Raw genomic sequence first — 24,377 nt, forward strand, 5'->3', positions numbered from 1 at the left:
AAGAATGCCCCTTTCTCATTTGAGGAAGGGGCATTCTTTATGGGAGTTGAAGGAGATCGTCCCCCCAGTTGCTTACTCTGTTCTTTTCGGTTGGTGTTTCTAAAAGTGATTCAATGGAGTGGAAGAGGCCATTTGCCATTACATCAGCCATTTTCATGACTAGATTTAATCTTGTGTTCTGTAATACGAAATATTCCATAAAGCCACTTACATTAACAATGCCAGTTAAGTGAATGTCTCCTACTTCAGGAAGTTCCTTTTTTACACCTGCACCTGGTTTAACTGGTCCTTCGCCAGCAGTAATAATGCCAACGGAATGCAGTCTTCCAAGACAAGCATCAATTCCAATAATAAATGGTTTTGTATGTTGTTGGTGAATCGAAGTCATAACATCATTTAAATTTACGGCATGAACAGGTGATTCGAGCGTACCATATACTGTTGCTTTTGGTTTCAACTGTTGCAGTTTCGTGCCAACTAGCGGTCCAAGTGCATCTCCTGTTGATCGATCGGTCCCAATACAAACAATCACAATTGAATCCATTCTTCGCGCTGGTAAAAGAACTGAAAGCCTCTCACTAAGTGTTTGCATAGCAAGAGTATCCTCATGATGGATTCGATACGCAGCAGGCTTTTTTTGAAAAAACTTGTCTCGAAGATTCATAGGATTCTCTCCTTTGTAATAGTAGTAACAGTATACGGAATTCTGATGTGATCTATACATAAAGCTGGATATTTTACAATTTGTAATTTCACTTCAAACGTATAAATGAGTTGGTGAAGGAGGGAATGCCATGTGGAGCGGTGGATTGAAATGGCTGTTTCTCATATTGGGAACAATGATCGGTGCTGGATATGCTTCTGGAAGGGAACTCTGGCAATTTTTTGGTCACGAAAGCGTACTTGCTATCATGCTATTTACCGTCATGTTTAGCATCTGTTGCTATGTCATTATGAAAATAAGTTATGAAACAAAATCCACACATTACCTTCCAATACTTGAACGATTAGTAGGAAAAAAGCTGACAGGTATCTATGATTTACTTATTATTCTCTATTTATTTACAACAACAATTGTGATGTTTGCAGGCGGCGGGGCAACAATGGAAGTGGTTCATCTGCCATACTGGTTGGGTATTGGAATTCTCGCTATCCTTGTTGTTATCCTTTTCTTCTGGGATATAAATGGGATGTTATCTATGAATGTGATTATTCTTCCTCTTCTTATTCTACTGTTACTTGCAGTGCTTTCTCTATTTATTCTTTCCAGTCCAACAGCTTTGCTATTCGAATGGACAAAGCAGTCTAACTGGCCATCCGCTTTTACCTTTACAGCTCTTAATATTCTGCCTCTCGTAGCAGTGCTTTCAGCAGTAGGTCATCAAATTAAGCGAAAAGGTGAGATATGGATTGCAAGTCTCGGTAGTGGTTTGATATTGGGGGGAGTTTCGTTTCTCTATAATCAATCATTAATTCAAGTTGCACATGATTTACTTGTTTATGAAATTCCACTGTTTGCAATCTTAAAAAACTATCCTTATTACATGATTCTAATTATGTCAGTGCTATTATGGTCAGCGATCTATACAACTGCTGTAAGTGGCGTATTTGGTCTTACTTCTCGCTTTCGTGATCTGCTCGGTCTTCCTTTATGGATGGTGGCCGTCATAATAGTAACGATCATGCTTCCTTTTACGACATTCGGCTTCTCTGCGTTAGTTGGTTTTTTATACCCTCTGTATGGTGTACTTAACCTTTATATTTTAGCATCGATCTTGATTTTCCCAGTTCTAAAAAGGTATGATTTGTTATCATAGCACTAGAAACTGGGAGGGATAATGGGTGGATTGGTTTGAACCTATATACGACTATTTATCCAATCGAGAACTATGGGCAGATTTGTTGCTCAGAACAATTAAGATTATTGCAATTCTAGTCGGGACGTGGCTTTTTCTTCGAATTGCAAAATCTACACTGGGTAAAGTCTTCGCTATTCGTTTAAGGAGCCCGCTTCGCTTATCGGAACGAAGAGAAGCCACACTCATTCGATTAATCGAAAATATCCTAACATACGTTGTTTACTTCATTTCCCTAGTCATGATTTTAAGTGAGTTTGAAGTCGATGTTACGACTTTGATCGCCGGAGCTGGTGTCGTTGGTCTAGCTGTTGGTTTCGGGGCACAGAACCTTGTTCGGGATATCATTACAGGGTTCTTTATCATTTTTGAAAAACAATTCTCTGTAGGCGATTATGTTCGTATTTCAGGTGTTGAAGGCTTCGTAGAAGAGATCGGATTACGTGTGACGAAGATTAAGAGTTGGACAGGAGAACTGCATATTCTGCCGAATGGTAATATAAATCAAGTGACGAACTACTCGATCCATAATAGTATTGCTGTTGTAGATGTAAGTATTGCCTATGAAGAGCAAATTCACGAAGCTGAAGCAGTGATTATTGATTTAATGGACGAGTTGTATGAGAAGTTCGATGCGATGATTGTGAAGCCAGAGTATCTAGGTGTACAGGATCTTGGCGCATCAGAAGTCGTTCTTCGTATCATTTCTGAAGTACAACCAATGGAGCATTGGGTAATTGGACGAGAAATTCGTAAAGCAGTGAAACAACGACTTGATGAAAGTGGTATTGAAATTCCATTCCCGCGTGTTGTCATGTACCAGCGTGACGAGCAGGGTGAAGTGAAAGAAAAAGCATAAAGGGGGGATCCTTATGTCTGATAAAGAATTTGGTTTAAAAGACGTGGTGGAAATGAAAAAGGCTCATCCGTGTGGAGAGAATCGTTGGAAAGTCATTCGAATGGGTGCAGATATTCGTATTAAGTGCCTGGGGTGTGAACATAGTGTCATGCTTCCTCGTAAAGAATTTTCTCGGAAACTGAAGAAGGTTCTTGAACACGCTGAATCGTGACCGTCCACTAAGGGGCGGTCTTTTTCATTGGGAACAAAAGGTAGACGCTTGTTTTTTTACGCTTGCATCTCTATAATTGGAAAAGGTATGTCCTTTGTTGAACATGATAAATTAAACAGTCTATAAATGGCTCATTTAAGCCATCTTTTATAAAAATAACGCCTTTTGAGGCAGATACATTGAAGGAGTGACCGAGATGGCATTAACCACCGGTATTGTAGGACTTCCTAATGTTGGGAAGTCAACTTTATTTAACGCAATTACACAAGCTGGAGCTGAATCAGCTAACTATCCATTCTGTACGATTGACCCAAACGTAGGAATTGTTGAAGTTCCAGATGAGCGTCTTCAGAAATTAACTGAGCTTGTAAAGCCAAAGAAAACTATTCCAACTGCATTTGAATTTACTGATATTGCTGGAATCGTAAAAGGAGCTAGTAAAGGCGAGGGACTTGGTAACAAATTCCTTTCTCATATTCGTCAAGTAGACGCGATTTCTCAAGTTGTTCGCTGTTTTGACGATGAGAATATTACACACGTTTCTGGTAAAGTAGATCCAATTTCTGATATTGAAACGATTAATCTTGAGCTTGTTCTTGCAGATCTTGAATCAGTAGAGAAGCGTATTGCTCGCGTTCAAAAAATGGCGAAGCAGAAAGATAAAGAAGCGCTTGCTGAGTTCAACGTACTTACTAAGCTTAAGGAAGCGTTCGAAGAAGAACAGCCAGCTAGAAGTGTGGAACTAACTGAAGAAGAAGAGAAAATTGTTTACGGCTTTCATTTGTTAACGAAAAAGCCTGTTCTTTATGTTGCAAACGTTGATGAAGACGATCTTCTTGATCCGACTGACAATGAATATGTTGCTAAAGTTCGTGAGTATGCTGCGAAAGAAGGCGCAGAAGTTATTGTTGTTTGTGCAAAGATTGAGTCTGAACTTGCAGAGCTTGATGGCGAAGAGAAAGATGCATTTCTTGAAGATATCGGCATTTCTGAACCTGGATTAAACAAATTAATTCGCGCTTCTTACGATCTTCTAGGTCTAGCTACTTATTTCACTGCTGGTGAGCAAGAAGTTCGCGCATGGACTTTCCGTCTTGGTATGAAAGCACCTCAAGCTGCTGGAATCATCCACACTGACTTTGAGCGCGGATTTATCCGTGCAGAAATCGTAGCTTATGATGACCTAGTTGAAGCTGGAACAATGGCTATCGCGAAGGAAAAAGGAAAAGTTCGACTTGAAGGAAAAGAGTACATCGTAAAAGACGGAGACGTTATCCATTTCCGTTTTAACGTATAAGATAGATTTTTTTGTAATAGATTTTTGTTTTTGAACTAATTTTCTTAAAAAAGCCCACATTTAGCTGATTGGAGCGGAAGGATGCTCGACTCCTGCGGGACTAGCGGGACAGGTGAGACCCCACAGGCGCAATGTTCTTTTGCGCCGAGGAGGCTCAGCGCCCGCCCCGCGGAAAGCGAGCATCCTGGAGCGGAAATCAGCCTACAGTATTGTTTTCTAAGAAAAAATTCCAAATGAAACGTGGACTTGCTAATAAAGAATTGATTTGGTATAATCTAAAGCTGTGAGTAATTATCTTTGTATACTTACTCCTTGCTCTTAATTACCATTAAGAGCCGTTAGACCAAAAGGAGGTGAACGGAATGCGTAACTACGAAATTATGTACATTATCCGTCCAAACATTGAAGAGGATGCACAGAAGGCTCTTGTCGAGCGTTTCAACGGAATCCTTACTGACAATGGTGCGGAAATTAATGAAACTAAAGAAATGGGTAAGAAGCGTCTTGCTTATGAAATCGAGAATTTCAACAGCGGGATCTACATGCTTCTTAACATTAACAGTAATACTGAAGCGATTGATGAATTCAGCCGTTTGATGAAAATCAACGACGATGTTCTTCGTTTCATGACGATCAACCTAGAAGAAGCTAAAAAGTAATTGTTCTATAAATAGGAGGGGTTCTGATGCTGAATCGCGTCGTATTAGTTGGACGTTTAACAAAAGACCCTGAATTGCGTTATACCCCTAGTGGCGTAGCGGTTGCGAACTTCACACTTGCTGTGAATCGCCCGTTTACGAATCAGCAGGGAGACCGCGAAGCTGATTTTATCAACATTGTTGTATGGCGCAGACAGGCAGAAAATGCAGCCAATTTCTTGAAAAAAGGCAGCCTTGCTGGTGTAGATGGACGAGTTCAGACTCGCTCTTATGATAATAGCCAGGGACAGCGTGTGTTTGTGACAGAAGTGATGGCTGAAAGCGTCCAATTTCTCGAGCCTAAAGGTGCAAACCAAGGCGGTGGCGGAAGCAGCAACAGTAGCAACTACGGTGGCGGCAACCAAAACAGAGAAACCGGCGGTTACGGGAATCAGAACCAAAATCGTGATAACAACCGTGATCACTCCAATTTTGGAGATGACCCGTTTGCGAGCGATGGCAAGCCGATCGATATTTCAGATGATGACTTGCCGTTCTAATACTCTCTGTTTCGAGCGGTGAAAACAGAGAACGAATTTTAAATGCAAAGGAGGTAACTACCCATGGCAAGACCAGGTGGACGCAGAGGTCGTCGTAAAAAGGTTTGTTTCTTCACAGTAAACAAAATCACTTACATCGACTATAAAGATACAGATCTTCTTAAGCGTTTCGTATCTGAGCGTGGAAAAATTCTTCCACGTCGTGTAACAGGTACTAGCGCTAAATATCAACGTCAATTGACTCGTGCGGTTAAACGTGCTCGTCAAATGGCTTTATTACCATACGTACTTGGTGAGTAAGCTTTAAAAAGCAGCGGGATTTGTCCTGCTGCTTTTTTGTATACTTGTTTGACCTATTGACTCATGTTCCTAGTAACTTCAGAATATGTGGTTTACGACCTCTTGTAGGTCGGGTATATGTATCCTTACAGAGAATCTGTAAGGAGGATGCTAGGATAATGAACAATATTGAAACCAATTCAATTAAGCTAACAGCTAAGCTTAATATGAATTCTCTCATTTCTTTTGTGAAAGAAGCTAAGTCATTCAAGAGTAACGTAGCCCTCTACCGAAACGGTCATAGTATCAATGGTAAGAACTTAACTAGCGTTATTACATTTAATCTTTCAGTTAAAGAAAATGATTCGATTCTTATGATTACAGATGGTGAGGACGCGGATAAGGCATCTACGCATTTAGTGGATTGGCTTAATAAAGAAATGGATAGCGTTTCTGAAACAACTTTATCTTTAATGTAGAAAGTATAAGGCTGTTTCCTAAGCAGCCTATTTTTAATGCACACTATTCAAATAAATGAAAAATTTGCTGAAACGGGCAGAAATTCTTACAATGTAGTAAGGGGATTTCGACCCGTTTTTAATTTCATAAAATATTGATCTATTAAGTAGGGAATTTATTGATGATCAATGGAGGATTTATAGATAATGGTTCCATTGCTTGGTGGGAGTAGGCGGCTGCTTCCGCTTTACGAGATCTAGCTACAGTGGCCAGGCTCTCGATCACTTCACCATTACCAATGAACACAAAAAGCGTGTTCAAATGAAATGCTCCATCGCTTGTCGGACCTAGACGGCCACTTCCGCTTTACATTAGATCCAGCTGCGCGGGCCAAATCCGCAGGCTGTTTCGCCCAATCGAATGAGACAAAAAGCGTCCCACTCTCATGGGCTCCAACATCCTGCGGATTTAGGCGGGCCCGCTCCCGCTTTACATGATCCAGCTGCAGTGGCCAGACCCTCTGTCACTTCACCATTCAATTTGAACACACAGAACGTGTTCAAGTTGAATGGCTCCAGTGCCTGACGGGTCTAAGCGGCCACTTCCGCTTTACATGATCCAGCTGCGCGGGCCAAATCCTCCGGCTGTTTCGCCCAATCGAATGAGACAAAAAGCGTCTCACTCTCATGGGCTCCAACATCCTGCGGATTTAGGCGGGCCCGCTCCCGCTTTACATTAGATCCAGCTGCAGTGGCCAGCCCCTCTGTCACTTCACCTTACAACTCGAACACAAAGAACGTGTTCAAGTTGTAAGGCTCCAGTGCCTGACGGGTCTAACCGGCCACTTCCGCTTTACATTAGATCCAGCTGCGCGGGCCAAATCCTCCGGCTGTTTCGCCCAATCGAATGAGACAAAGAGCGTCTCACTCTCATGGGCTCCAACATCCTGCGGATTTAGGCGGGCCCGCTCCGCTTTACATTAGATCCAGCTGCAGTGGCCAGGCTCTCGATCACTTCACCATTACCATTGAACACAAAAAGCGTGTTCAATGGTAATGGTTCCAGTGCTTGTCGAGCCTAACCGGCCACTTCCGCTTTACATGATCCAGCTGCGCGGGCCAAATCCGCAGGCTGTTTCGCCCAATCGAATGAGACAAAGAGCGTCTCACTCTCATGGGCTCCAACATCCTGCGGATTTAGGCGGGCCCGCTCCGCTTTACGAAAAGGAGTAGACTATTGAAGAATCATACTGTTAGGCAGTTAGTTGAAGGTGCAGCGCTTGCAGCTGTGTTTGGTGTTTTATTTCTTATTACGACTTATGTTCCGCTACTTGGTTCACTGACTTTGTGGACGTTGCCTGTGCCGTTTATTTTGATGATGGTAAGGAACGGTCCTAGTAGTTCGTTTGTGATGTGGGGCGTTACGATTGTTCTTGGGTTTTTGATTGCAGGTATTCCCTCTCTTATTGCTTCCCTTATGTTTGGAATTGGAGGTTTAACAGCGGGGTATCTTTATTATCGTCATAAATCAGCACTAGCTGTTTTGATTGGTAGTAGCGTAGCTTATGTGATTAGTCTTGTTCTTGTTTTCATCTCAAGTATTTTACTGATTGGACAGAATCCTGCTGACCTTGCTATAGAAATGTTTAATCAATCAATTCGTCAGGCTGAAACTTTTTCTAATATACTTGGTCAAGATAGTGACCAGTTTGACCAATTAATGCAGCAGGTTGAAATGATTCGCTATCTTATTCCCACCGCTCTTTTTATGCTTGGCGTTGTAATCGCCCTTATTTCTCAACTCATTTCTGTTCCGGTATTGAAAAGGGTAGGGGGCTTCAAGCCACCGGTATTTAAACCAATCCGAGAATGGGCATTTCCGAAGAGTTTTTTATGGTATTATTTAGTTGTTACCATTTTAATGATGGTTGGATTAGAAGAAGGATCTACTGCTTTTGTAGCAGCCATTAATGTTTATTCTGTTTTAAATGCTCTGATTTTCGTTCAGGGCCTTGCTGTCATTTACTTTTTTAGTCATCAAAAAGGTTGGCCAATTGTTGTGCCAATTCTATTAACTCTTCTTGGTTTCGCATTAACAACATTTGTTGTTATCATTGGGATTATTGATCTCGGTTTTGAATTGCGTAGAAGAATGAAATCATAGGTAGGAGCTGAAAATATGCCAAAGTTTTTAACGAAACGGTGGCATGGTTATCATGTGGTAGCCTTGTTCGTCATTTCCATCCTGTTTATCGGCATCATCACCTATTACAATTGGATACTTGGTATCGGGAGCGTACTAGTCATGACGCTTCTTGTTTATACAGCCGTTCGCGCTGAGTCTACCTTTCAGGATGCCCTTCGAGATTACGTCTCCACCCTTTCCCATCGTGTTAAAAAAGTAGGGGACGAAGCTCTTATGGAAATGCCGATTGGAATCTTGCTGTACGATGAGGAATATCACATTGAATGGACTAACCCCTTTTTACCAACCATGATTGAGAAAGAGCAGTTAATTGGGCATTCTTTGAATGATATTTCTGAGAAAATTATCCCGTTTGTTAAATCCGAAGCAAAAGAAGAAATACTAACGATTAACGATCGTAAGTACAAAACGTATTTTAAACAGGAAGAGCGACTTCTATATTTCTTTGATGTTAGTGAAAAAGTAGAGATTCAACGTCTTTACAATGAGGAAAAAACCGTTGTTGGTATTATTTACCTTGATAATTATGAAGAGGTGACTCAAGGACTTGGCGACCAAGTGCGAAGTAATCTTAACAGCTCAGTAACGTCTATCTTAAATAATTGGGCTGATGAGCAGGGGGTTTTCCTGAAACGTAGTTCTTCAGAGAAGTTCTTCGCTGTTCTGAATCAAAAAATTCTTCACGAGCTAGAGAAAAATAAATTCTCAATTCTTGATGAAGTCCGTGAGGCTACTTCTAAAGAAAACATCTCAATTACCCTCAGTATAGGAATTGGTAGTGGTCATAGTACGCTTACTGAACTTGGACAGCTTGCTCAGTCTAGTCTAGATTTAGCGCTTGGACGTGGTGGCGACCAAGTTGCAATCAAGCCAACAACCGGTAAGGTAAAGTTCTATGGTGGGAAAACGAATCCGATTGAGAAGCGTACTAGAGTTAGAGCACGAGTGATTTCCCATGCGTTAAGGGAGCTTGTCCTTGATAGTGACCAGGTTATTATTATGGGACACAAGAACCCGGATATGGATTCTATTGGTGCTTCAATTGGTATCTTAAAAGTTGCGCAGGCAAATGGTAAGGAAGGTTCGATTGTTTACGATCAGAATCAAAAAACCAGTGGTGTATCACGATTAATGGAGGAGATTGAAGGGAACGAGCAGCTATGGGCTCGCTTTATCGATCCAGAGGATGCAATTGAAAGTTGTACACCTAATACTCTTCTCGTGGTTGTTGATACGCATAAGCCTTCACTTGTTATGGAGGAGCGACTTTTACAAAAGCTCGATCATGTTGTCGTTATTGATCACCATCGACGAGGAGAAGAATTCATTAAGGATCCAGTTCTTGTATATATGGAACCTTATGCATCTTCTACGGCAGAACTTGTTACGGAACTGTTTGAATATCAACCAAAACGCCTTAAGATGGACATTATGGAAGCGACAGCTCTACTGGCTGGTATTATTGTTGATACGAAAAGCTTCACGCTTAGGACAGGCTCGAGGACGTTTGACGCTGCTTCTTATTTAAGGGCACATGGAGCGGATACCGTTCTTGTACAGGAATTCTTACGTGAGGACATTGATCAGTATATACGTCGAGCAAGAATAATTGAAAAAGCCCACATCTATCGCAACGGAATTGCAATTGCGCTAGGGGAAAAAGACCAAACCTACGATCAGGTTTTAATTGCACAAGCTGCAGACACATTGTTATCAATGAGCGGCGTTATTGCATCATTTGTTATTTCTAAGCGAACTGATGGTAAAATAAGCATTAGTGCAAGATCGCTTGGTGAAGTAAACGTTCAGATCATCATGGAAGGACTTGATGGTGGTGGGCATTTAACAAATGCTGCAACTCAAATTGATTCAGGTTCCATTGAAGAAGCTGAGAGTTTACTTAAAGAAACGATTGATGATTATTTAGAAGGGGGAGAAGAAGAATCATGAAAGTAATTTTCTTAGAAGACGTTAAAGGTAAAGGTAAAAAAGGTGAAGTGAAGAATGTAGCGGATGGCTATGCACGAAATCACCTACTAAAGAATAATCTTGCTGTTGAAGCAAATAATGCAAATATGAAGACCTTGCAAGCGAAGCAGAAGAGCGATGACAAAAAAGCTCAACAAGAGCTCGATGAAGCAAAGGCGCTTAAAGAAACAATTGAAAGTCTTGAAGTTGAACTTCAAACGAAGTCTGGTGAAGGTGGTCGTCTTTTTGGCTCTATTACAAGCAAGAACATTGCAGAAGAGCTAAAGAAGCAGGACATCAAAGTGGATAAGCGTAAAATTGAACTTGATGAACCAATCCGTTCCCTTGGTTACACAGATGTACCGATTAAATTGCACCATGATGTAACAGCAACAGTTAAAGTACATGTGGTTGAGCAATAGTAGGTAATCACGGGTGGAAAATAGCGATATGCTCAGGGGGAAAACAACATGAGTGATTTATTTGCTGACCGCACGCCACCTCAGAATATTGAAGCTGAACAGGCAGTAATTGGTGCGGTTTTCTTAGAAATAGACGCCCTTACGACAGCAACTGAAGTTCTTCAGCCAGAAGACTTTTACCGAGCGGCCCATCAGAAGATCTTCTCAGTGATGATTGAACTCTCTGAGAAAGGCGAGCCTGTTGATCTGGTCACTGTGACTTCAGAGCTTCAGGATCGCAAACTTCTTGAGGAAATTGGCGGTGTGTCTTATCTAAGTGATTTAGCTAATTCAGTACCAACAGCTGCCAATGTTGAGTATTATTCAAAAATTGTTGAAGAGAAATCAATATTAAGACGTTTGATACGTGCAGCAACTGATATTGCTTCTGACGGATATGCAAAAGAAAATGAGATAGAGAATCTTCTTTCAGAAGCCGAGAAATCCATTATGGAGGTCTCTCAGCGTAAGAACACAGGAGCATTTATCTCCATTAAAGATGTTCTTGTAACGGCTTATGATAATATTGAATTGCTTCAGAACAGTACGGAAGATATTACAGGCATCCCTACAGGATTCTCTGAACTTGATCGTATGACAGCAGGCTTTCAGCGCAACGACTTGATCATCGTTGCGGCACGACCATCTGTAGGTAAGACGGCATTTGCTCTTAACATTGCTCAAAACGTCGCTACGAAGACGGATGAAAATGTTGCAATTTTTAGCCTTGAGATGGGTGCTGAACAGCTTGTCATGCGTATGCTTTGTGCCGAAGGAAATATTGATGCTCAGCGCCTACGTACAGGTGGATTGACAGGAGATGACTGGCAGAAGCTTACGATGGCTATGGGAAGTCTCTCGAATGCGGGTATTTATATTGATGATACCCCAGGTATTCGAGTGGGCGACATACGCGCTAAATGTAGGCGGTTGAAGCAGGAAAAAGGTCTTGGCATGATCTTGATTGACTATATGCAGCTTATACGAGGAAATGGATCTGGCGAGAACAGACAGCAGGAAGTTTCCGAAATATCGAGATCTTTAAAAGGGATAGCACGTGAGCTTGAAGTACCTCTAATTTCTCTTTCACAGCTCTCACGTGGCGTTGAGTCAAGACAGGATAAACGACCAATGATGTCCGACATACGTGAGTCTGGGAGTATCGAGCAGGATGCTGATATCGTAGCATTCTTATACCGAGATGATTATTATGATAAAGAGTCTGAGAATAAAAACATCATTGAAATTATCATTGCGAAGCAGCGAAATGGTCCAGTAGGAACAGTGGAGCTTGCCTTTGTTAAGGAATATAATAAGTTTGTTAATCTGGAAAGGCGTCATGACGAAAGTGATATGCCACCAGGTGCTTAAAAAGCCTCAGTTTGAGGCTTTTTTTGTTGGCTATACTGAGAGAAGAGCCCATTTTAAGGCTCTTTTCGTAGACATTGTTGCTTTTACTGTAGAGAGAATGATTTCCGCTCCAGGATGCTCGCTTTCCGCGGGGCGGGCGGTGAGCCTCCTCGTCGCTAACGCTCCTGTGGGGTCTCACCTGTCCCGCTAGTCCCGCAGGAGNTCCTTCCGCTCTGCTAAGTGTGGTCTTTTATCCAGAAATCGTTTCAAAAACGACAATCTTTTAAGAAATCTCTTTTTCGTAGACACTGTTGTTATAAGAGCGGAAATTACCAGCTATAGAAACAATGTCTATGAAAAAGAGCCTTTTAAAAGTTATTCATGTACTATTTTAATAAAACGACCCCCAAAATAACGAACGTAATTATAATTAGCTATATTATTGTTCGGGTTTGTTGACTTAAGGAGATCGAATTGGTACACTTACTCTGGGTTTTTTAAAAAAACAAGCATGCTTCGCCGAATGAATTCGAAGGAAGCATCTGGAGGTGCTCAAATGCCATCAGTAGTTGTCGTAGGTACACAGTGGGGCGATGAAGGTAAAGGTAAGATTACAGATTACCTTTCTGAAAATGCAGAAGTTGTTGCTCGTTATCAGGGTGGGAATAATGCTGGACATACAATTGTCTTTAATGACACTAAATACAAACTTCACTTAATTCCATCTGGAATTTTCTATGATGATAAAATTTGTGTAATTGGAAACGGCATGGTCGTTGATCCAAAAGCAGTTCTTGAAGAATTGGCTTATTTACATGAACGGAATGTCAGCACAGATAATTTAAGAATTAGCAATCGTGCTCACGTTATCCTTCCATATCACTTAAAACAAGACATTGTGGAAGAAGAATACAAAGGCGATAACAAAATCGGTACAACGAAAAAAGGAATCGGCCCTGCTTATATGGATAAAGCAGCTAGAGTCGGTATTCGCATTTGTGATTTACTTGATCGTGAAGTATTTGAAGAAAAACTTGAGCGTAACCTTGCTGATAAAAACCGTCTTCTAGAGAAAATGTACGAAGTAGAAGGTTTTAAGAAAGAAGATATCCTTGAGGAGTACTTCGAGTACGGCCAACAGATCGCGAAGTATGTTGTAGATACTTCAGTAGTCCTAAATGACGCTATTGATGAAGGACGCCGTGTTCTTTTTGAAGGCGCACAAGGTGTTATGCTTGATATCGATCAAGGAACCTATCCATATGTTACTTCGTCGAATCCAATCGCAGGTGGCGTTACAATTGGATCTGGAGTTGGTCCAAGTAAAATCAATCACGTAGTAGGCGTTTCTAAGGCATATACAACACGTGTTGGTGATGGTCCATTTCCTACAGAGCTTCACGATGAAGTTGGAGACAAAATTCGTGAAGTTGGTAATGAATATGGTACAACCACCGGACGTCCACGTCGTGTAGGCTGGTTTGACAGTGTTGTTGTCCGTCATGCTCGCAGAGTGAGTGGTATTACTGACCTTTCTCTTAATTCAGTTGATGTTCTAACTGGAATTAAAACACTTAAGATTTGTACTGCTTACAAATACAAAGGTGAAATCATTGAGGAGTTTCCAGCAAGTCTGAAAGTCCTTGCAGAATGTGAGCCTGTTTACGAAGAAATGCCAGGTTGGGAAGAAGATATTACTGGCGTTAAGAATCTAGGAGATCTTCCTCCGAATGCTCGTCATTACATTGAGCGTGTATCACAACTGTCTGGAATTCCATTGTCGATCTTCTCGGTTGGACCAGACCGCAACCAAACAAATATGATTCGTGGCGTTTTTGCCTAATACATGCCGGCAGGCTATTACTGCCGGCTTTTTTTATTGAATTGATGTTGGAAAATTCTGCAGAAAAGCATAGATTGTGGTAAACTTGGACTATCAGAATTGTAATGCTTTGATGAGGTGTTTGTATGAGTCGGAATAAAAGACAGGTCTTTCGTCAACAACTTGATGTGCCGCTTGCTGCAAGGATGAGAGTCGTAGAAAAATCGTCATCAGCTGAGTTGGAATTCCATCACAAAATTTATATTCATGATATTGGACTAGAAGGCCTTGGTTTTTCTGTTGACCTGGAAGTTCCGATACATACAGATATGGAATTTGCGATAAAACTAAACGATGAGCCTTTTCATATTAAAGGTGAAGTGGTTTGGGGGAAACCAAACGATCCCAACGATCCTAATACTAGAGCAAGCCACTTTTTTGGTGTGAAATTTTATCTCAAAACCGATAAAGAATCTTCCCTTATTTTTCAAGAAGTGAATCGCTTTGCAATAAAACGCCATCGACGCAAGCAAGAAATTCGAGAAATGATGAAAGAACGGCTAAAAAAACAGGCAGAGGGGTAAAATAACATCAGCTTCGTTTATCTCTCACCTGTTTTTTTATTTTATTTTCAAGAAGTCTTGCTTTTTCTGAAAAGCAGTGATAAGATAAATCTTGTCGTCGTTACAAGACATTTAAGACGAGCCATTAGCTCAGTTGGTAGAGCATCTGACTTTTAATCAGAGGGTCGAAGGTTCGAGTCCTTCATGGCTCACCATTTTCTTTCTCATGTAGGAGGAAACAGTGCACTGCATAATGAAGCAGGCGCAGCATTAATTTATTCATACCGTCGCGGGGTGGAGCAGTTCGGTAGCTCGTTGGGCTCATAACCCAAAGGTCGCAGGTTCAAATCCTGCCCCCGCAACCAATTTAAAAAATTTAACAACGTCTAATAATCTTCTTCGTTAAATTTTAATCGGGGTCCCTTTAGGGGCAACCTAAACTCACAGCTAGATATCATTCCTATCTAACATTAATGAGTGAAATACACTTACATACTGGTCTCGTGGTGTAGCGGTTAACATGCCTGCCTGTCACGCAGGAGATCGCGGGTTCGATTCCCGTCGAGACCGCCATATTGGCTCTGTAGCTCAGTCGGTAGAGCAGTGGACTGAAAATCCACGTGTCGGCGGTTCGATTCCGTCCGGAGCCACTTACGATAAAGCATATTTCCTTCGGGAAATATGCTTTTTTTGTTGTATCAGAATACCACAGAATGAAGAACATTCCAATTTCTTACCATGGTCTGCCATGATCGTGACAAAAAGACTACATTTAGATTACATGTTGAGTATTTGTACCCATGCGGCTTCCTTTATGTGATAAAGTGCGAAAAGTGACTTATAAAAAGTTAGTTTTAGGTATTTCAGGAGGAAGCACTATGCGAAGTAAAGTCCGTCGTTTCTTTCAGCTATCAATAATTGTAACGAGCATTAGCACGCTTCTATGGATAGAACCGGCTTCTGCATCAGTTCACAATTTAATGAAGCCAGTTTATCACGTTTATATAGATGGTGAAGATATTGGTATTGTTGATCAGGAAGAAACGCTAAATGAAAACATAGATAAATTAAAAAAAGAACAGAATGTTAATGGGATCGCACTCTCTGTTGAAAATGACGTAGAAGTCGTAGCAACGACCCAATTTCGATCATCCTATGATCATGAAGAAGCTCTTAATCGTTTGGAAGAAGAGTTATCGTTCGTTGCTGAAGGTTATGAGCTATCATTTGACGATAAGAAAGTGGGCGTCTTTGCAAGTGAGCAACAAGCAAAAGAAGCTTTATGGAGTTATGCAAAACCATTTCTATCTAAAGAACAAGTTAAAGAAATAGAAAGAACGACTAACAACATTATGGCTACAGGTGAAGTGCGTCACCCTGCGGATTCACTAGAGTACGAAGAAAATTTAAGTATTACGAAGGTTGAAACAGAACCTTCTGAAGTCATTTCTGAGGATACTGGTGTATCTCGCCTGGTTAATGGCTTCGAAGAAGAAATCGAGCATGAAGTAGAACTTGGAGATTCTTTGTAAGAGATCGCTACTACCTACGATATTGAGAAGGAAGATATTTTGGATAGTAATGATCTTTCGAACGAAGAAGACATTACACACGGTGACAAGCTTCACTTGTTGAAAGAGCAAAGCTTCGTAACGATAGCAGAAACGATCGAATTAGTTGAAGATGAAGAGCTTACTTATGAAACGAAAACCAAGAAAAGCAATTCTCTTGAAGAAGGAACGAAAAAAGTAGAACAGCAAGGAAAAGTTGGAACGAAGTCTGTTACGTATCAAATTAACCGTGAAAATGGCAAAGTTGTTAATAAGGAACTCATTAAGGAAGAAGTAACAAACGAGCCTATAACAGAAGTCGTATTGGTTGGAACGAAGGAAGTTTCGTCTAAAGGGTCAGGATCTTTTGGGTGGCCAGCCGTAGGCGGAACCATTACAAGCAAGCAGGGGGAACGCTGGGGGTCTTTTCATAAAGGAATTGATATAGCTGGCGTGTCTAACAAAACAATCCGCACAGTGGACAATGGGACGGTTACAGCTGCAGGTACGAGAAGCGGTTATGGTAATCAAATTACGATCAGCCATAACAACGGTCTCACAACAACGTATTCGCACCTTGCATCCATGTCTGTATCGACTGGAGACACTGTCCAAAAGGGAGATAAAATCGGAGTAATGGGTACAACGGGTAATTCCACTGGTATTCACCTTCACTTCGAAGTTTATAAAAACGGTAAACTACAAAATCCAATGAAATACCTATAGCCGTAGAGGCTGGGACATAAGTAAATAGCCATGAGAAAGACCCGAACAATTCATTTGAATCAGATCGGGTCTTTCGTAATTTACAGATAAACAACCGCTTCGCCAACATACTTCGCTTTCCGCGGGCACGGCCTCAGTCTCCTCAGAAAGCAAAAAACGCTTTCTTGCGGGGTCTTCGGACTCGTGCTGTTCCCGCAGGAGTCTACGTATGTTGGCTACGCTAAGGTCTTACTCTTAACATTCAATNTTTAGTTTTGGCCTCTTCTTTTATTTTTTTGTGAGAATGTAGTTACATATTTTTTAGGCTTTTTCTAAAAGGTTTTTGGTTTTGAAAGAGGTATTGGATAAAGACAAACTTCGCTAATTGTAGCGGAAGGATGCTCGACTCCTGCGGGACTAGCGGGACAGGTGAGACCCCACAGGAGCGTTAGCGACGAGGAGGCTCACCGCCCGCCCCGCGGAAAGCGAGCAACCTGGAGCGGAAATTCACCCACTGCACTTTTGGTAATAATCTCAACCCAAAAAGTTTTTGCTTTATAAGTTAAGGGAACGACTGTAGGGAAGATCGTAAATAAAACCTACATAATATGATAAAATAGACAAAAGATGCATGATTAATTTCAACGTTTAACTGATATTGTCATATCAAAGAAGGAGCGTTTTATATGGACAAGAAAATTCTTGTTGTTGATGATGAAAAACCAATTGCAGATATTCTGCAATTTAATCTTGAAAAAGAAGGCTTTACCGTTGTTTGTGCTTACGATGGTGACGAAGCGATTGCAAAGGTAGAAGAGGAGAATCCTGATATGATTCTTCTCGATATTATGCTACCTCAGCGTGATGGCATGGAAGTTTGTAGAGAAGTCCGCAAGAAATATGAGATGCCGATTATTATGCTAACCGCAAAGGATTCTGAGATCGACAAAGTACTTGGGCTTGAGCTTGGGGCAGATGACTATGTAACGAAACCGTTTAGCACTCGTGAGCTTATTGCACGTGTGAAAGCCAATTTGAGAAGACGTCAGCAGGAGCCTGAGAAGGAATCTTCTACAAATTCGTTAATTAAAGTAGGAGCATTAACGATTCATCCGGATGCTTATCTCGTAACGAAGCGAGAGGAATCGATTGAGCTTACACATAGAGAGTTTGAACTGCTGCATTATCTATCGAAACATATCGGTCAAGTTATGACTCGGGAACACCTCCTTCAAACCGTTTGGGGCTATGATTACTTTGGTGATGTAAGAACGGTAGATGTGACGGTGCGTAGACTGCGCGAGAAGGTTGAAGACAATGCAAGCCATCCGACGTGGATTATTACAAGACGTGGTGTAGGGTATTACATGCGTGAACCGGAACAGGAGCAATAAAGCGTAAATGGGAAAGGTTGGTTTTTTTAAGTCCATTCATTTTAAGTTTGCCATCATTTACGTATTGCTCATCCTTATTGCTATTCAGTTCATCTCTGTTTACTTTAATGAGAAGCTAGAAGAACAGTTTCAGACCAATTACATCTCATCCGTTATGGATCGAGCTGAGCTACTTGCTGATAGTGCCTCCGGTCAAGTGAATAGTAAAAGTGATGAAGAAGAAAATACAATCAATGATTTGATTGAGAATTTTAGGCAAGATGAAATTCGTCAAATTCACGTTGTAAATTCGTTAGGACAAATTGTAGGAACCCTTAATGATGAAAGCGTTGAGGGGTCTCGCTCTACAAATACGTTTGTTAATAGTGCTCTTAACGGAGTATCAGAGAATAATATTTTTATCGATAAAGATGGAGATCGTTTTTTTGCTTATAGTCTCCCAATTAAAGGGGAAACAAATTCTATAGTTGGTGCAGTTTACATTCAAGCTGACATGAAGCAGGTATTCGAACAGGCTGATCAAGTGAACAATCTTCTAGCGCAATCTGCACTTATTGCACTAGTACTCACTGGTTTGCTGGGTATAATCATTTCACGTACGATTACACGTCCAATATCAGACATGAGAAAACAAGCTCTTGTTATGGCCCGTGGAGACTTCACACGTAAAGTAAAGGTATATGGTGAAGATGAAATAGGTCAGCTCGCCCTCGCTTTTAATGATTTAACAAGAAGGCTACAGGAAGCAAATTCAATTACAGAAGGTGAGCGGCGCAAGTTAACTTCTGTACTTGCTTATATGACAGATGGTGTTATAGCAACGGATCGAGAAGGAATGATTATTCTAATGAACGATCGTGCTGAAGAAATGATGAGCGTTTCACGTGAAACGGTTCTCGGTACTTCTTTAAATCAAATCCTACAGTTTTCTGAAGATAAGACGTGGGATGATGTTTATAATGGACCTGATTCTATGATTCTAGATTTAAGCGATGATCATCAAACATTTATCATGCGTGTTAACTTTTCAATCATCCATAAAGAGGACGGACCTATTAATGGTTTAATAGCTGTGCTGCATGATATTACTGAGCAGGAGCAGCTTGAACAAGAGCGTCGTGAATTCGTTGTGAATGTATCACATGAGCTGCGTACACCTCTTACGACGATGAGAAGCTATCTTGAGGCTCTTCAAGAGGGAGCGCTTCAAGACCCAGAGATTGCTCCTCGTTTCCTTGGTGTTGCTCAGAACGAGACCGAGCGAATGATTCGCTTAGTAAATGACTTGCTTCAGCTATCTAAAATGGACAAAAAAGAATATCAATTACAGTTTACTGAGGTAGATTTTGTAGAGATGTTTGATCACGTCCTTGATCGTTTTGAAATGTCTAAACGTGAAAATATTGAGATTGTTAGACAGCTCCCTCGTGTTGCGATCTATACAAAAGTAGATCAAGACAAAATGACACAAGTGCTGGATAACATTATTTCGAATGCAATTAAGTATTCTCCAGAAGGAGGTACAATCACGGCCCGATGTTGGACGATCGGGAAGAAGATTAGGATTAGCATTAGTGATCAAGGTGTTGGAATTCCTAAAAACAACCTCTCAAAAATATTTGATCGATTTTATCGCGTGGACAAAGCCCGTTCAAGAGAGCTTGGGGGAACTGGGCTGGGCCTAGCCATTGCTAAAGAGATGATTCATGCTCACCACGGTGATATATGGGCAGAGAGTAAATGGGGACAAGGTACAACGATCTACTTTACGCTCCCTTATAAACGCATAAGGGAGGTCGGGGACAAATGAGAATTACAAAGAAGCGTATAGAGAATTTTAAAGCAATCTTGTTAAATATTCTGGTGTTTACGAGTTTGTTCCTAACGTGGCAGATTTGGACCTTTGAACCAGACTATCAGAAAGAAACCGATCCAAAAGAGGCAAGTCCAGTAGGTGTGGAAGACGTTGACATTAATCAAGTCGTTAAGCCGAACCAAATCGTTTATCATAAGAACAATCAACATTTTACTTCTTTCAATTCGGAAACGATTAACCCTTTCTACACAACTTTCATCTCTGGAACGAAAATCAAATCCTTAACGATGGAAAACAATCTTGAGATTGTAAGTGATTTCGATAATAGTGTTGAGCTTATTTTTCCAACTCTACTATCAAATAATGTTTTAAAGAAGCTAATTAGTGTTCCAAAAAACGATATTCCACTTGAAAAGTTTGATCGGATTATTATCCCTTCAGTCGCAACAGGGGAGAATAATGAGATTATATTCTTGAATACGTCAAGCGAGCAAGGGATGCGTGCAGCAGTTGAAGTATCTAGTGGAATGAAGAAGTGGTATGAAGAAAACTTTGCTTTTTCTGATATAAAGAATGCGTCAACTGAAGAGCAAGTTGTAAGAGCAAAGTCATTTCAAGTCAAAGAAGATTTGCCTGTTTTCTACATCCCTATTCAGAAACCAGTGATACAGACCTATGAGGTAAGCACAGACGAACTAGCGAATGAACAGAACTTTAAAGAAGCTCTCTTTCCAGAGCAAGATCGTGTTGAGAAAAGCTCGTTTAATATTAAAACCGTTCATACAGATGGAAGTCGTACATTAACATTTTTAGAAAACAAGTTCATGACGTTCGAAAATCCACCGTCTACGACAAATGTCGATAATGAAGCGCCGATTTTAAATGCTTATGGATTTATTAATAAGCACTTCGGTTTTCGCATCAATGATTTTAGCGAAGAGGATTATTTACTTAGTGAATGGGCTTCTTCCTCTAAGAATGAAACAGATCAAATAACATTTCGCTTAAATACAGAAGGGTACCCTGTTTTCAGTTCTTCTTCTGAAGACCTTGATGAAATTAATGTGATTGTTAAGAACAACGAAGTGAGTACGTATACGCGAATGCTAAAGAACATTCAATACGCTCATCCAATAGATGAGCGTGCGTTGCCAGGTTACGATGAGGTGCTATCTCTCTTGAATGAGGGGAGCTTTAAGCAAAGCGAAATAACAAATATCACAATCGGTTTCACGATTGATCGTTCTCTTAACCAATCCCAAGAATTCACTCTCGTTCCACAGTGGTACATTAAGTTAAACGAAACGTGGACCCCTATTCAATCACTCAGCAATGAACAAGGAGGGGTAGCATTTGGACTGGAATAGAACGAAAACAATACTAATTCTAACCTTCCTTGTGTTTAATATCTTTCTTGCAAGTGACTTATATAAAAAGCAGACAGATATAAGTGGTCTTGAGATGCAGAATCAAGTTACGCTTGATGAACAGCTAAAAGACTTACATGTAACGTATGATAATGATCCGTCTCTTCAGTCTAAGAAAATGGCTTTCATTAGTGGGAAAGTTCATTACTTTACAGATAAAGAAGAGAAGACACTTGAAGAGAACACGAGTCAGGATATTACGCTTAATGGTCGGAAACTTATCTCAACACTTAAAAAACCATTTCCGATTAGTGATCCAGATGCACCTTCAGCCTATTCTATTTTCTTAGAAACGTATGTATACGAAGGTGGAAAGTATCAGTACTATAGGAAAGATTCAAATGATCCTAATATTGTTTACTTTGCTGAAACACATGAGGATAAACCACTTTTCAGTCAAGATTCTGGAATGGTAATCGTGACGTTAGAAGATGATAAAGTCGTTTCTTACACTCAGACGTATTTAAATCTGGAGAAAATTGTTAAAGAACGTAAGATTGATCCAATTTCTGAAACGATTGGTTTATTAGTTAGTCAACAAGATATTCGAGCTTACGATAAAGTCGAAGATGTATCAATTGGCTACTATACAGTGACAAGTGAAGATGAGCGGGATACGTTTGTATTTGTCCCAACATGGCGAGTTGTGGTGGAGAATAAGAAGGATGATCTTCCTGGATTGCGGTATTATTACGTTAATGCAATCGAAAAAACGGTTTTTAGCGACACGGAAGAAAATGCTGACAATGATACAGAAGAGGAAGAAGAAAGTAACGACAAAACCGTAGATCCGGATTCTTCAACACCTCAATCATCCACAGGCGATTAGTAGTTAGTAGGAGAGGAATGTAGTATGTCTCTTGAATTTAGCGTGCTTGCAAGCGGAAGCACAGGTAATGCCATTTATGTTGGTACAGAGAAGCATAAGCTTCTTGTTGATGCTGGTTTAAGTGGCAAGAAATTAGAAGAATTGTTCGCAAAAGCCCATCTTGATCCTAAGGATCTAGATGGGTTGCTTGTGACTCACGAACATAGTGATCACATTAAAGGTCTCGGAATATTTGCAAGGCGTTATAAGCTCCCGATCTATGCAAATGCAAAGACGTGGGATGCGATGAGTGGACTCATTGGAGAAGTTCCTGTTGATCAGAAGTTTCATTTCGATATGGAAACCGTTAAAACTTTTGATGATCTTGATGTTGAGTCTTTTGGTGTATCCCACGATGCTGCCGAGCCTATGTTCTATGTGTTTCATCACGAAGGAAAGAAGCTAAGTATTGCAACTGATTTAGGCTATGTAAGTGATCGTATAAAAGGGACCATTCGAGACTCTGATATGATGATTTTCGAGTCTAATCACGATATTAATATGCTCATGATGGGGCGTTATCCATGGAATGTGAAACGAAGAATACTTGGGGATATGGGTCATGTCTCAAACGAAGATGCTGGGGCTGCGCTAGCAGATGTTATTGGTGATCAAACAAAGCGTATTTATTTAGCCCATTTAAGTAAAGATAATAACATGAAAGACCTGGCAAGACTTTCTGTCCAGCAGACGCTTGAACAAAATGGCTTTTCGATAGGAGATAAAATCGATTTATACGATACTGATCCTATGAATCCAACGCTCGTAACAAGGTTATAGCTACTATCATTAGGCTCTTTGTATCTTTTGTCTAAAAGCAACTTTTCAGCGGTCGCACAGGTCTCCTTTTTATTCGAAAGGAAAGGTGAAGAAATTGGGCTATTATGATGGCGACGATTACAATCAACCAAAGAAGCAGAAAGGTAATCGTGGAGGTGCCTTTATAGCTGGCCTTCTGGGGGCTGTTCTAGGCGCATTGTTAATTCTTTTCACGGTTCCAGCTCTATCTGACTTTGGAGTCGTTCCTGAGGTTGCTCCTGAGCCTGAGGAAGAGAGCGGAGTGGGCAACCAGGGTGTAGTGACGAAAGACATAAGTATCGATGTGACGAATGATATTACGTCTGCAGTTGAGAACGCAGGGAAAGCTGTAGTTGGTGTTATTAATTTGCAAAAGACAGATTTCTGGGCTGAAGACTATGGTGAAGCTGGTGCTGGATCGGGTGTTATTTATAAAAAAGAAGGAAAGCAGGCATTCGTTGTTACAAATAATCACGTTGTCGAAGGTGCAGGACAGATTGAGATTAGTTTAAACGCCGAGACACGCGTTCCTGCCGAGCTTGTAGGCACTGACCCCTTAATGGATCTTGCCGTTCTTAAAATCCCTTCTGAATCGGTTACAACAGTTGCAGAGTTTGGTGATTCAGATACGCTGAAGCCTGGTGAACCTGCAATCGCAATTGGAAATCCTCTTGGTTTCCTTGAAGGGACTGTTACACAGGGAATCATCAGTAATCCTGAGCGTTCTTTCCCCGTTGATACCGATCAAAATGGAACGATTGATTGGAATGCAGACGTAATTCAGACAGATGCATCCATTAATCCAGGAAATAGCGGTGGCGCACTGATTAACATTTCCGGACAGTTAGTTGGTATTAACTCCATGAAAATTGCTCAATCGAGTGTAGAAGGTATTGGTTTCTCAATTCCAATTAATATTGCTGCGCCAATCATTAGTGATCTAGAGTCCTATGGCGAAGTAAGAAGGCCAGAGATTGGAATTGGAACGAAATCACTATCTGAGATTCCAACTTATCATTGGAGTGAATCGCTAAAGCTTCCAAAGGACATAGATTATGGCGTTGTTGTGATGAGTGTTTTTCCAACTTCATCTGCAGATCAAGCCGGTTTAAAAGAACTGGATGTGATTACCGCAATGGATGGTAACGAAATTAAAAACTCGATAGAACTACGTAAGTTTCTATATACAAAGAAAAAAATTGGGGATAGTGTGAAACTGACCATTTATCGAGAAGGAACGAAAGAAGAAGTGGACCTGAAATTAGCGCAACAGCAAAGATCTTAATAAGAA

General features: G+C 40.8%; 24 protein-coding genes and 4 tRNA genes. 26 read left to right on the plus strand and 2 right to left on the minus strand.

Features of this window, described 5'->3' with window-relative positions; all coding sequences use genetic code 11:
• Positions 1-37: 37 nt before the first annotated feature.
• Complete coding sequence (gene yyaC / locus AB986_RS10545; protein WP_048311125.1) at positions 38-664, minus strand: spore protease YyaC; 627 nt, start codon at positions 662-664, stop codon at positions 38-40.
• A 130-nt stretch (positions 665-794) separates the two neighbouring features.
• Between yyaC and AB986_RS10550 the strand changes: the two genes are divergently transcribed.
• The 8 genes from AB986_RS10550 to AB986_RS10585 all read left to right on the plus strand — a co-directional run bounded on the left by AB986_RS10550 (position 795) and on the right by AB986_RS10585 (position 6,179).
• Positions 795-1,817, plus strand: coding sequence for a YkvI family membrane protein (locus tag AB986_RS10550; protein WP_048311127.1), 1,023 nt, complete (start codon positions 795-797; stop codon positions 1,815-1,817).
• Between the two features lie 25 nt (positions 1,818-1,842).
• Positions 1,843-2,715 carry a mechanosensitive ion channel family protein gene (locus tag AB986_RS10555; RefSeq protein ID WP_048311128.1) on the plus strand — a complete coding sequence of 291 codons (873 nt, stop codon included), beginning with the start codon at positions 1,843-1,845 and terminating at the stop codon, positions 2,713-2,715.
• Between the two features lie 13 nt (positions 2,716-2,728).
• Positions 2,729-2,926, plus strand: coding sequence for a DUF951 domain-containing protein (locus AB986_RS10560; RefSeq protein ID WP_048311129.1), 198 nt, complete (start codon positions 2,729-2,731; stop codon positions 2,924-2,926).
• Between the two features lie 196 nt (positions 2,927-3,122).
• Positions 3,123-4,223, plus strand: a complete 1,101-nt coding sequence (gene ychF / locus AB986_RS10565; RefSeq protein ID WP_048311131.1) for a redox-regulated ATPase YchF — start codon at positions 3,123-3,125, stop codon at positions 4,221-4,223.
• Positions 4,224-4,585: 362 nt separating this feature from the next.
• Complete coding sequence (rpsF, locus tag AB986_RS10570; protein WP_048311133.1) at positions 4,586-4,882, plus strand: 30S ribosomal protein S6; 297 nt, start codon at positions 4,586-4,588, stop codon at positions 4,880-4,882.
• Positions 4,883-4,908: 26 nt separating this feature from the next.
• Positions 4,909-5,421 carry a single-stranded DNA-binding protein gene (gene ssb, locus AB986_RS10575; RefSeq protein ID WP_048311134.1) on the plus strand — a complete coding sequence of 171 codons (513 nt, stop codon included), beginning with the start codon at positions 4,909-4,911 and terminating at the stop codon, positions 5,419-5,421.
• A gap of 63 nt (positions 5,422-5,484) precedes the next feature.
• A complete protein-coding gene (gene rpsR / locus AB986_RS10580; protein ID WP_048311135.1) occupies positions 5,485-5,721 on the plus strand; it encodes a 30S ribosomal protein S18 in 237 nt (78 codons plus the stop codon).
• 158 nt (positions 5,722-5,879) lie between these two features.
• Positions 5,880-6,179, plus strand: a complete 300-nt coding sequence (locus tag AB986_RS10585; protein WP_048311136.1) for an HPr family phosphocarrier protein — start codon at positions 5,880-5,882, stop codon at positions 6,177-6,179.
• Positions 6,180-6,749: 570 nt separating this feature from the next.
• On the opposite strand, the gene AB986_RS22725 is transcribed toward AB986_RS10585, so the two are convergent.
• Positions 6,750-6,929, minus strand: a complete 180-nt coding sequence (locus AB986_RS22725) for a hypothetical protein (RefSeq protein ID WP_048311137.1) — start codon at positions 6,927-6,929, stop codon at positions 6,750-6,752.
• Positions 6,930-7,395: 466 nt separating this feature from the next.
• Here AB986_RS22725 and AB986_RS10595 point away from each other — a divergent pair, with 466 nt between their 5' ends.
• The 18 genes from AB986_RS10595 (at position 7,396) to AB986_RS10680 (ending at position 24,371) form a co-directional block, all read left to right on the plus strand.
• Positions 7,396-8,322 carry a YybS family protein gene (locus AB986_RS10595; RefSeq protein WP_048311138.1) on the plus strand — a complete coding sequence of 309 codons (927 nt, stop codon included), beginning with the start codon at positions 7,396-7,398 and terminating at the stop codon, positions 8,320-8,322.
• A 15-nt stretch (positions 8,323-8,337) separates the two neighbouring features.
• Positions 8,338-10,314, plus strand: a complete 1,977-nt coding sequence (locus tag AB986_RS10600) for a DHH family phosphoesterase (RefSeq protein ID WP_048311139.1) — start codon at positions 8,338-8,340, stop codon at positions 10,312-10,314.
• Positions 10,311-10,754 (plus strand): 50S ribosomal protein L9, encoded by a 444-nt coding sequence (rplI, locus tag AB986_RS10605; RefSeq protein ID WP_048311140.1) that lies wholly within the window; start codon positions 10,311-10,313, stop codon positions 10,752-10,754. Before AB986_RS10600 ends, rplI begins: the two co-directional genes overlap by 4 nt.
• A 48-nt stretch (positions 10,755-10,802) precedes the next feature.
• Positions 10,803-12,164: a replicative DNA helicase gene (gene dnaB, locus AB986_RS10610; RefSeq protein WP_048311141.1), complete on the plus strand. Its 1,362-nt coding sequence runs from the start codon at positions 10,803-10,805 to the stop codon at positions 12,162-12,164.
• Positions 12,165-12,699: 535 nt separating this feature from the next.
• A complete protein-coding gene (locus tag AB986_RS10615; RefSeq protein ID WP_048311142.1) occupies positions 12,700-13,986 on the plus strand; it encodes an adenylosuccinate synthase in 1,287 nt (428 codons plus the stop codon).
• A 125-nt stretch (positions 13,987-14,111) separates the two neighbouring features.
• Positions 14,112-14,549 (plus strand): PilZ domain-containing protein, encoded by a 438-nt coding sequence (locus AB986_RS10620; protein WP_048311143.1) that lies wholly within the window; start codon positions 14,112-14,114, stop codon positions 14,547-14,549.
• 118 nt (positions 14,550-14,667) lie between these two features.
• Positions 14,668-14,743: transfer RNA gene (locus AB986_RS10625), tRNA-Lys, on the plus strand.
• 73 nt (positions 14,744-14,816) lie between these two features.
• A tRNA-Met gene (locus AB986_RS10630) sits at positions 14,817-14,893 on the plus strand.
• A gap of 132 nt (positions 14,894-15,025) precedes the next feature.
• Positions 15,026-15,101: transfer RNA gene (locus tag AB986_RS10635), tRNA-Asp, on the plus strand.
• A gap of 4 nt (positions 15,102-15,105) precedes the next feature.
• Positions 15,106-15,178: transfer RNA gene (locus AB986_RS10640), tRNA-Phe, on the plus strand.
• A 228-nt stretch (positions 15,179-15,406) separates the two neighbouring features.
• Positions 15,407-16,060, plus strand: a complete 654-nt coding sequence (locus AB986_RS10645; protein ID WP_048311144.1) for a hypothetical protein — start codon at positions 15,407-15,409, stop codon at positions 16,058-16,060.
• 39 nt (positions 16,061-16,099) lie between these two features.
• Positions 16,100-16,804, plus strand: coding sequence for a M23 family metallopeptidase (locus AB986_RS10650; RefSeq protein ID WP_048311145.1), 705 nt, complete (start codon positions 16,100-16,102; stop codon positions 16,802-16,804).
• Positions 16,805-17,469: 665 nt separating this feature from the next.
• On the plus strand, positions 17,470-18,177 hold the full coding sequence (gene yycF / locus AB986_RS10655) for a response regulator YycF (protein WP_048311146.1): 708 nt from the start codon (positions 17,470-17,472) through the stop codon (positions 18,175-18,177).
• A 7-nt stretch (positions 18,178-18,184) separates the two neighbouring features.
• Positions 18,185-19,987, plus strand: coding sequence for a cell wall metabolism sensor histidine kinase WalK (walK, locus tag AB986_RS10660; RefSeq protein WP_048311147.1), 1,803 nt, complete (start codon positions 18,185-18,187; stop codon positions 19,985-19,987).
• Complete coding sequence (locus tag AB986_RS10665; protein ID WP_048311148.1) at positions 19,984-21,360, plus strand: YycH family regulatory protein; 1,377 nt, start codon at positions 19,984-19,986, stop codon at positions 21,358-21,360. Before walK ends, AB986_RS10665 begins: the two co-directional genes overlap by 4 nt.
• Positions 21,347-22,249: a two-component system regulatory protein YycI gene (locus AB986_RS10670; RefSeq protein ID WP_048311149.1), complete on the plus strand. Its 903-nt coding sequence runs from the start codon at positions 21,347-21,349 to the stop codon at positions 22,247-22,249. The genes AB986_RS10665 and AB986_RS10670 overlap by 14 nt, the downstream gene beginning before the upstream one ends.
• 24 nt (positions 22,250-22,273) lie before the next feature.
• Positions 22,274-23,068, plus strand: coding sequence for an MBL fold metallo-hydrolase (locus tag AB986_RS10675; RefSeq protein ID WP_048311150.1), 795 nt, complete (start codon positions 22,274-22,276; stop codon positions 23,066-23,068).
• A 94-nt stretch (positions 23,069-23,162) separates the two neighbouring features.
• Complete coding sequence (locus tag AB986_RS10680) at positions 23,163-24,371, plus strand: S1C family serine protease (RefSeq protein ID WP_048311151.1); 1,209 nt, start codon at positions 23,163-23,165, stop codon at positions 24,369-24,371.
• The last annotated feature ends 6 nt before the right edge of the window (positions 24,372-24,377 follow it).

The sequence above is a fragment of the Guptibacillus hwajinpoensis genome (assembly GCF_001039475.1).
Taxonomy (GTDB): domain Bacteria; phylum Bacillota; class Bacilli; order Bacillales; family Guptibacillaceae; genus Guptibacillus; species Guptibacillus hwajinpoensis.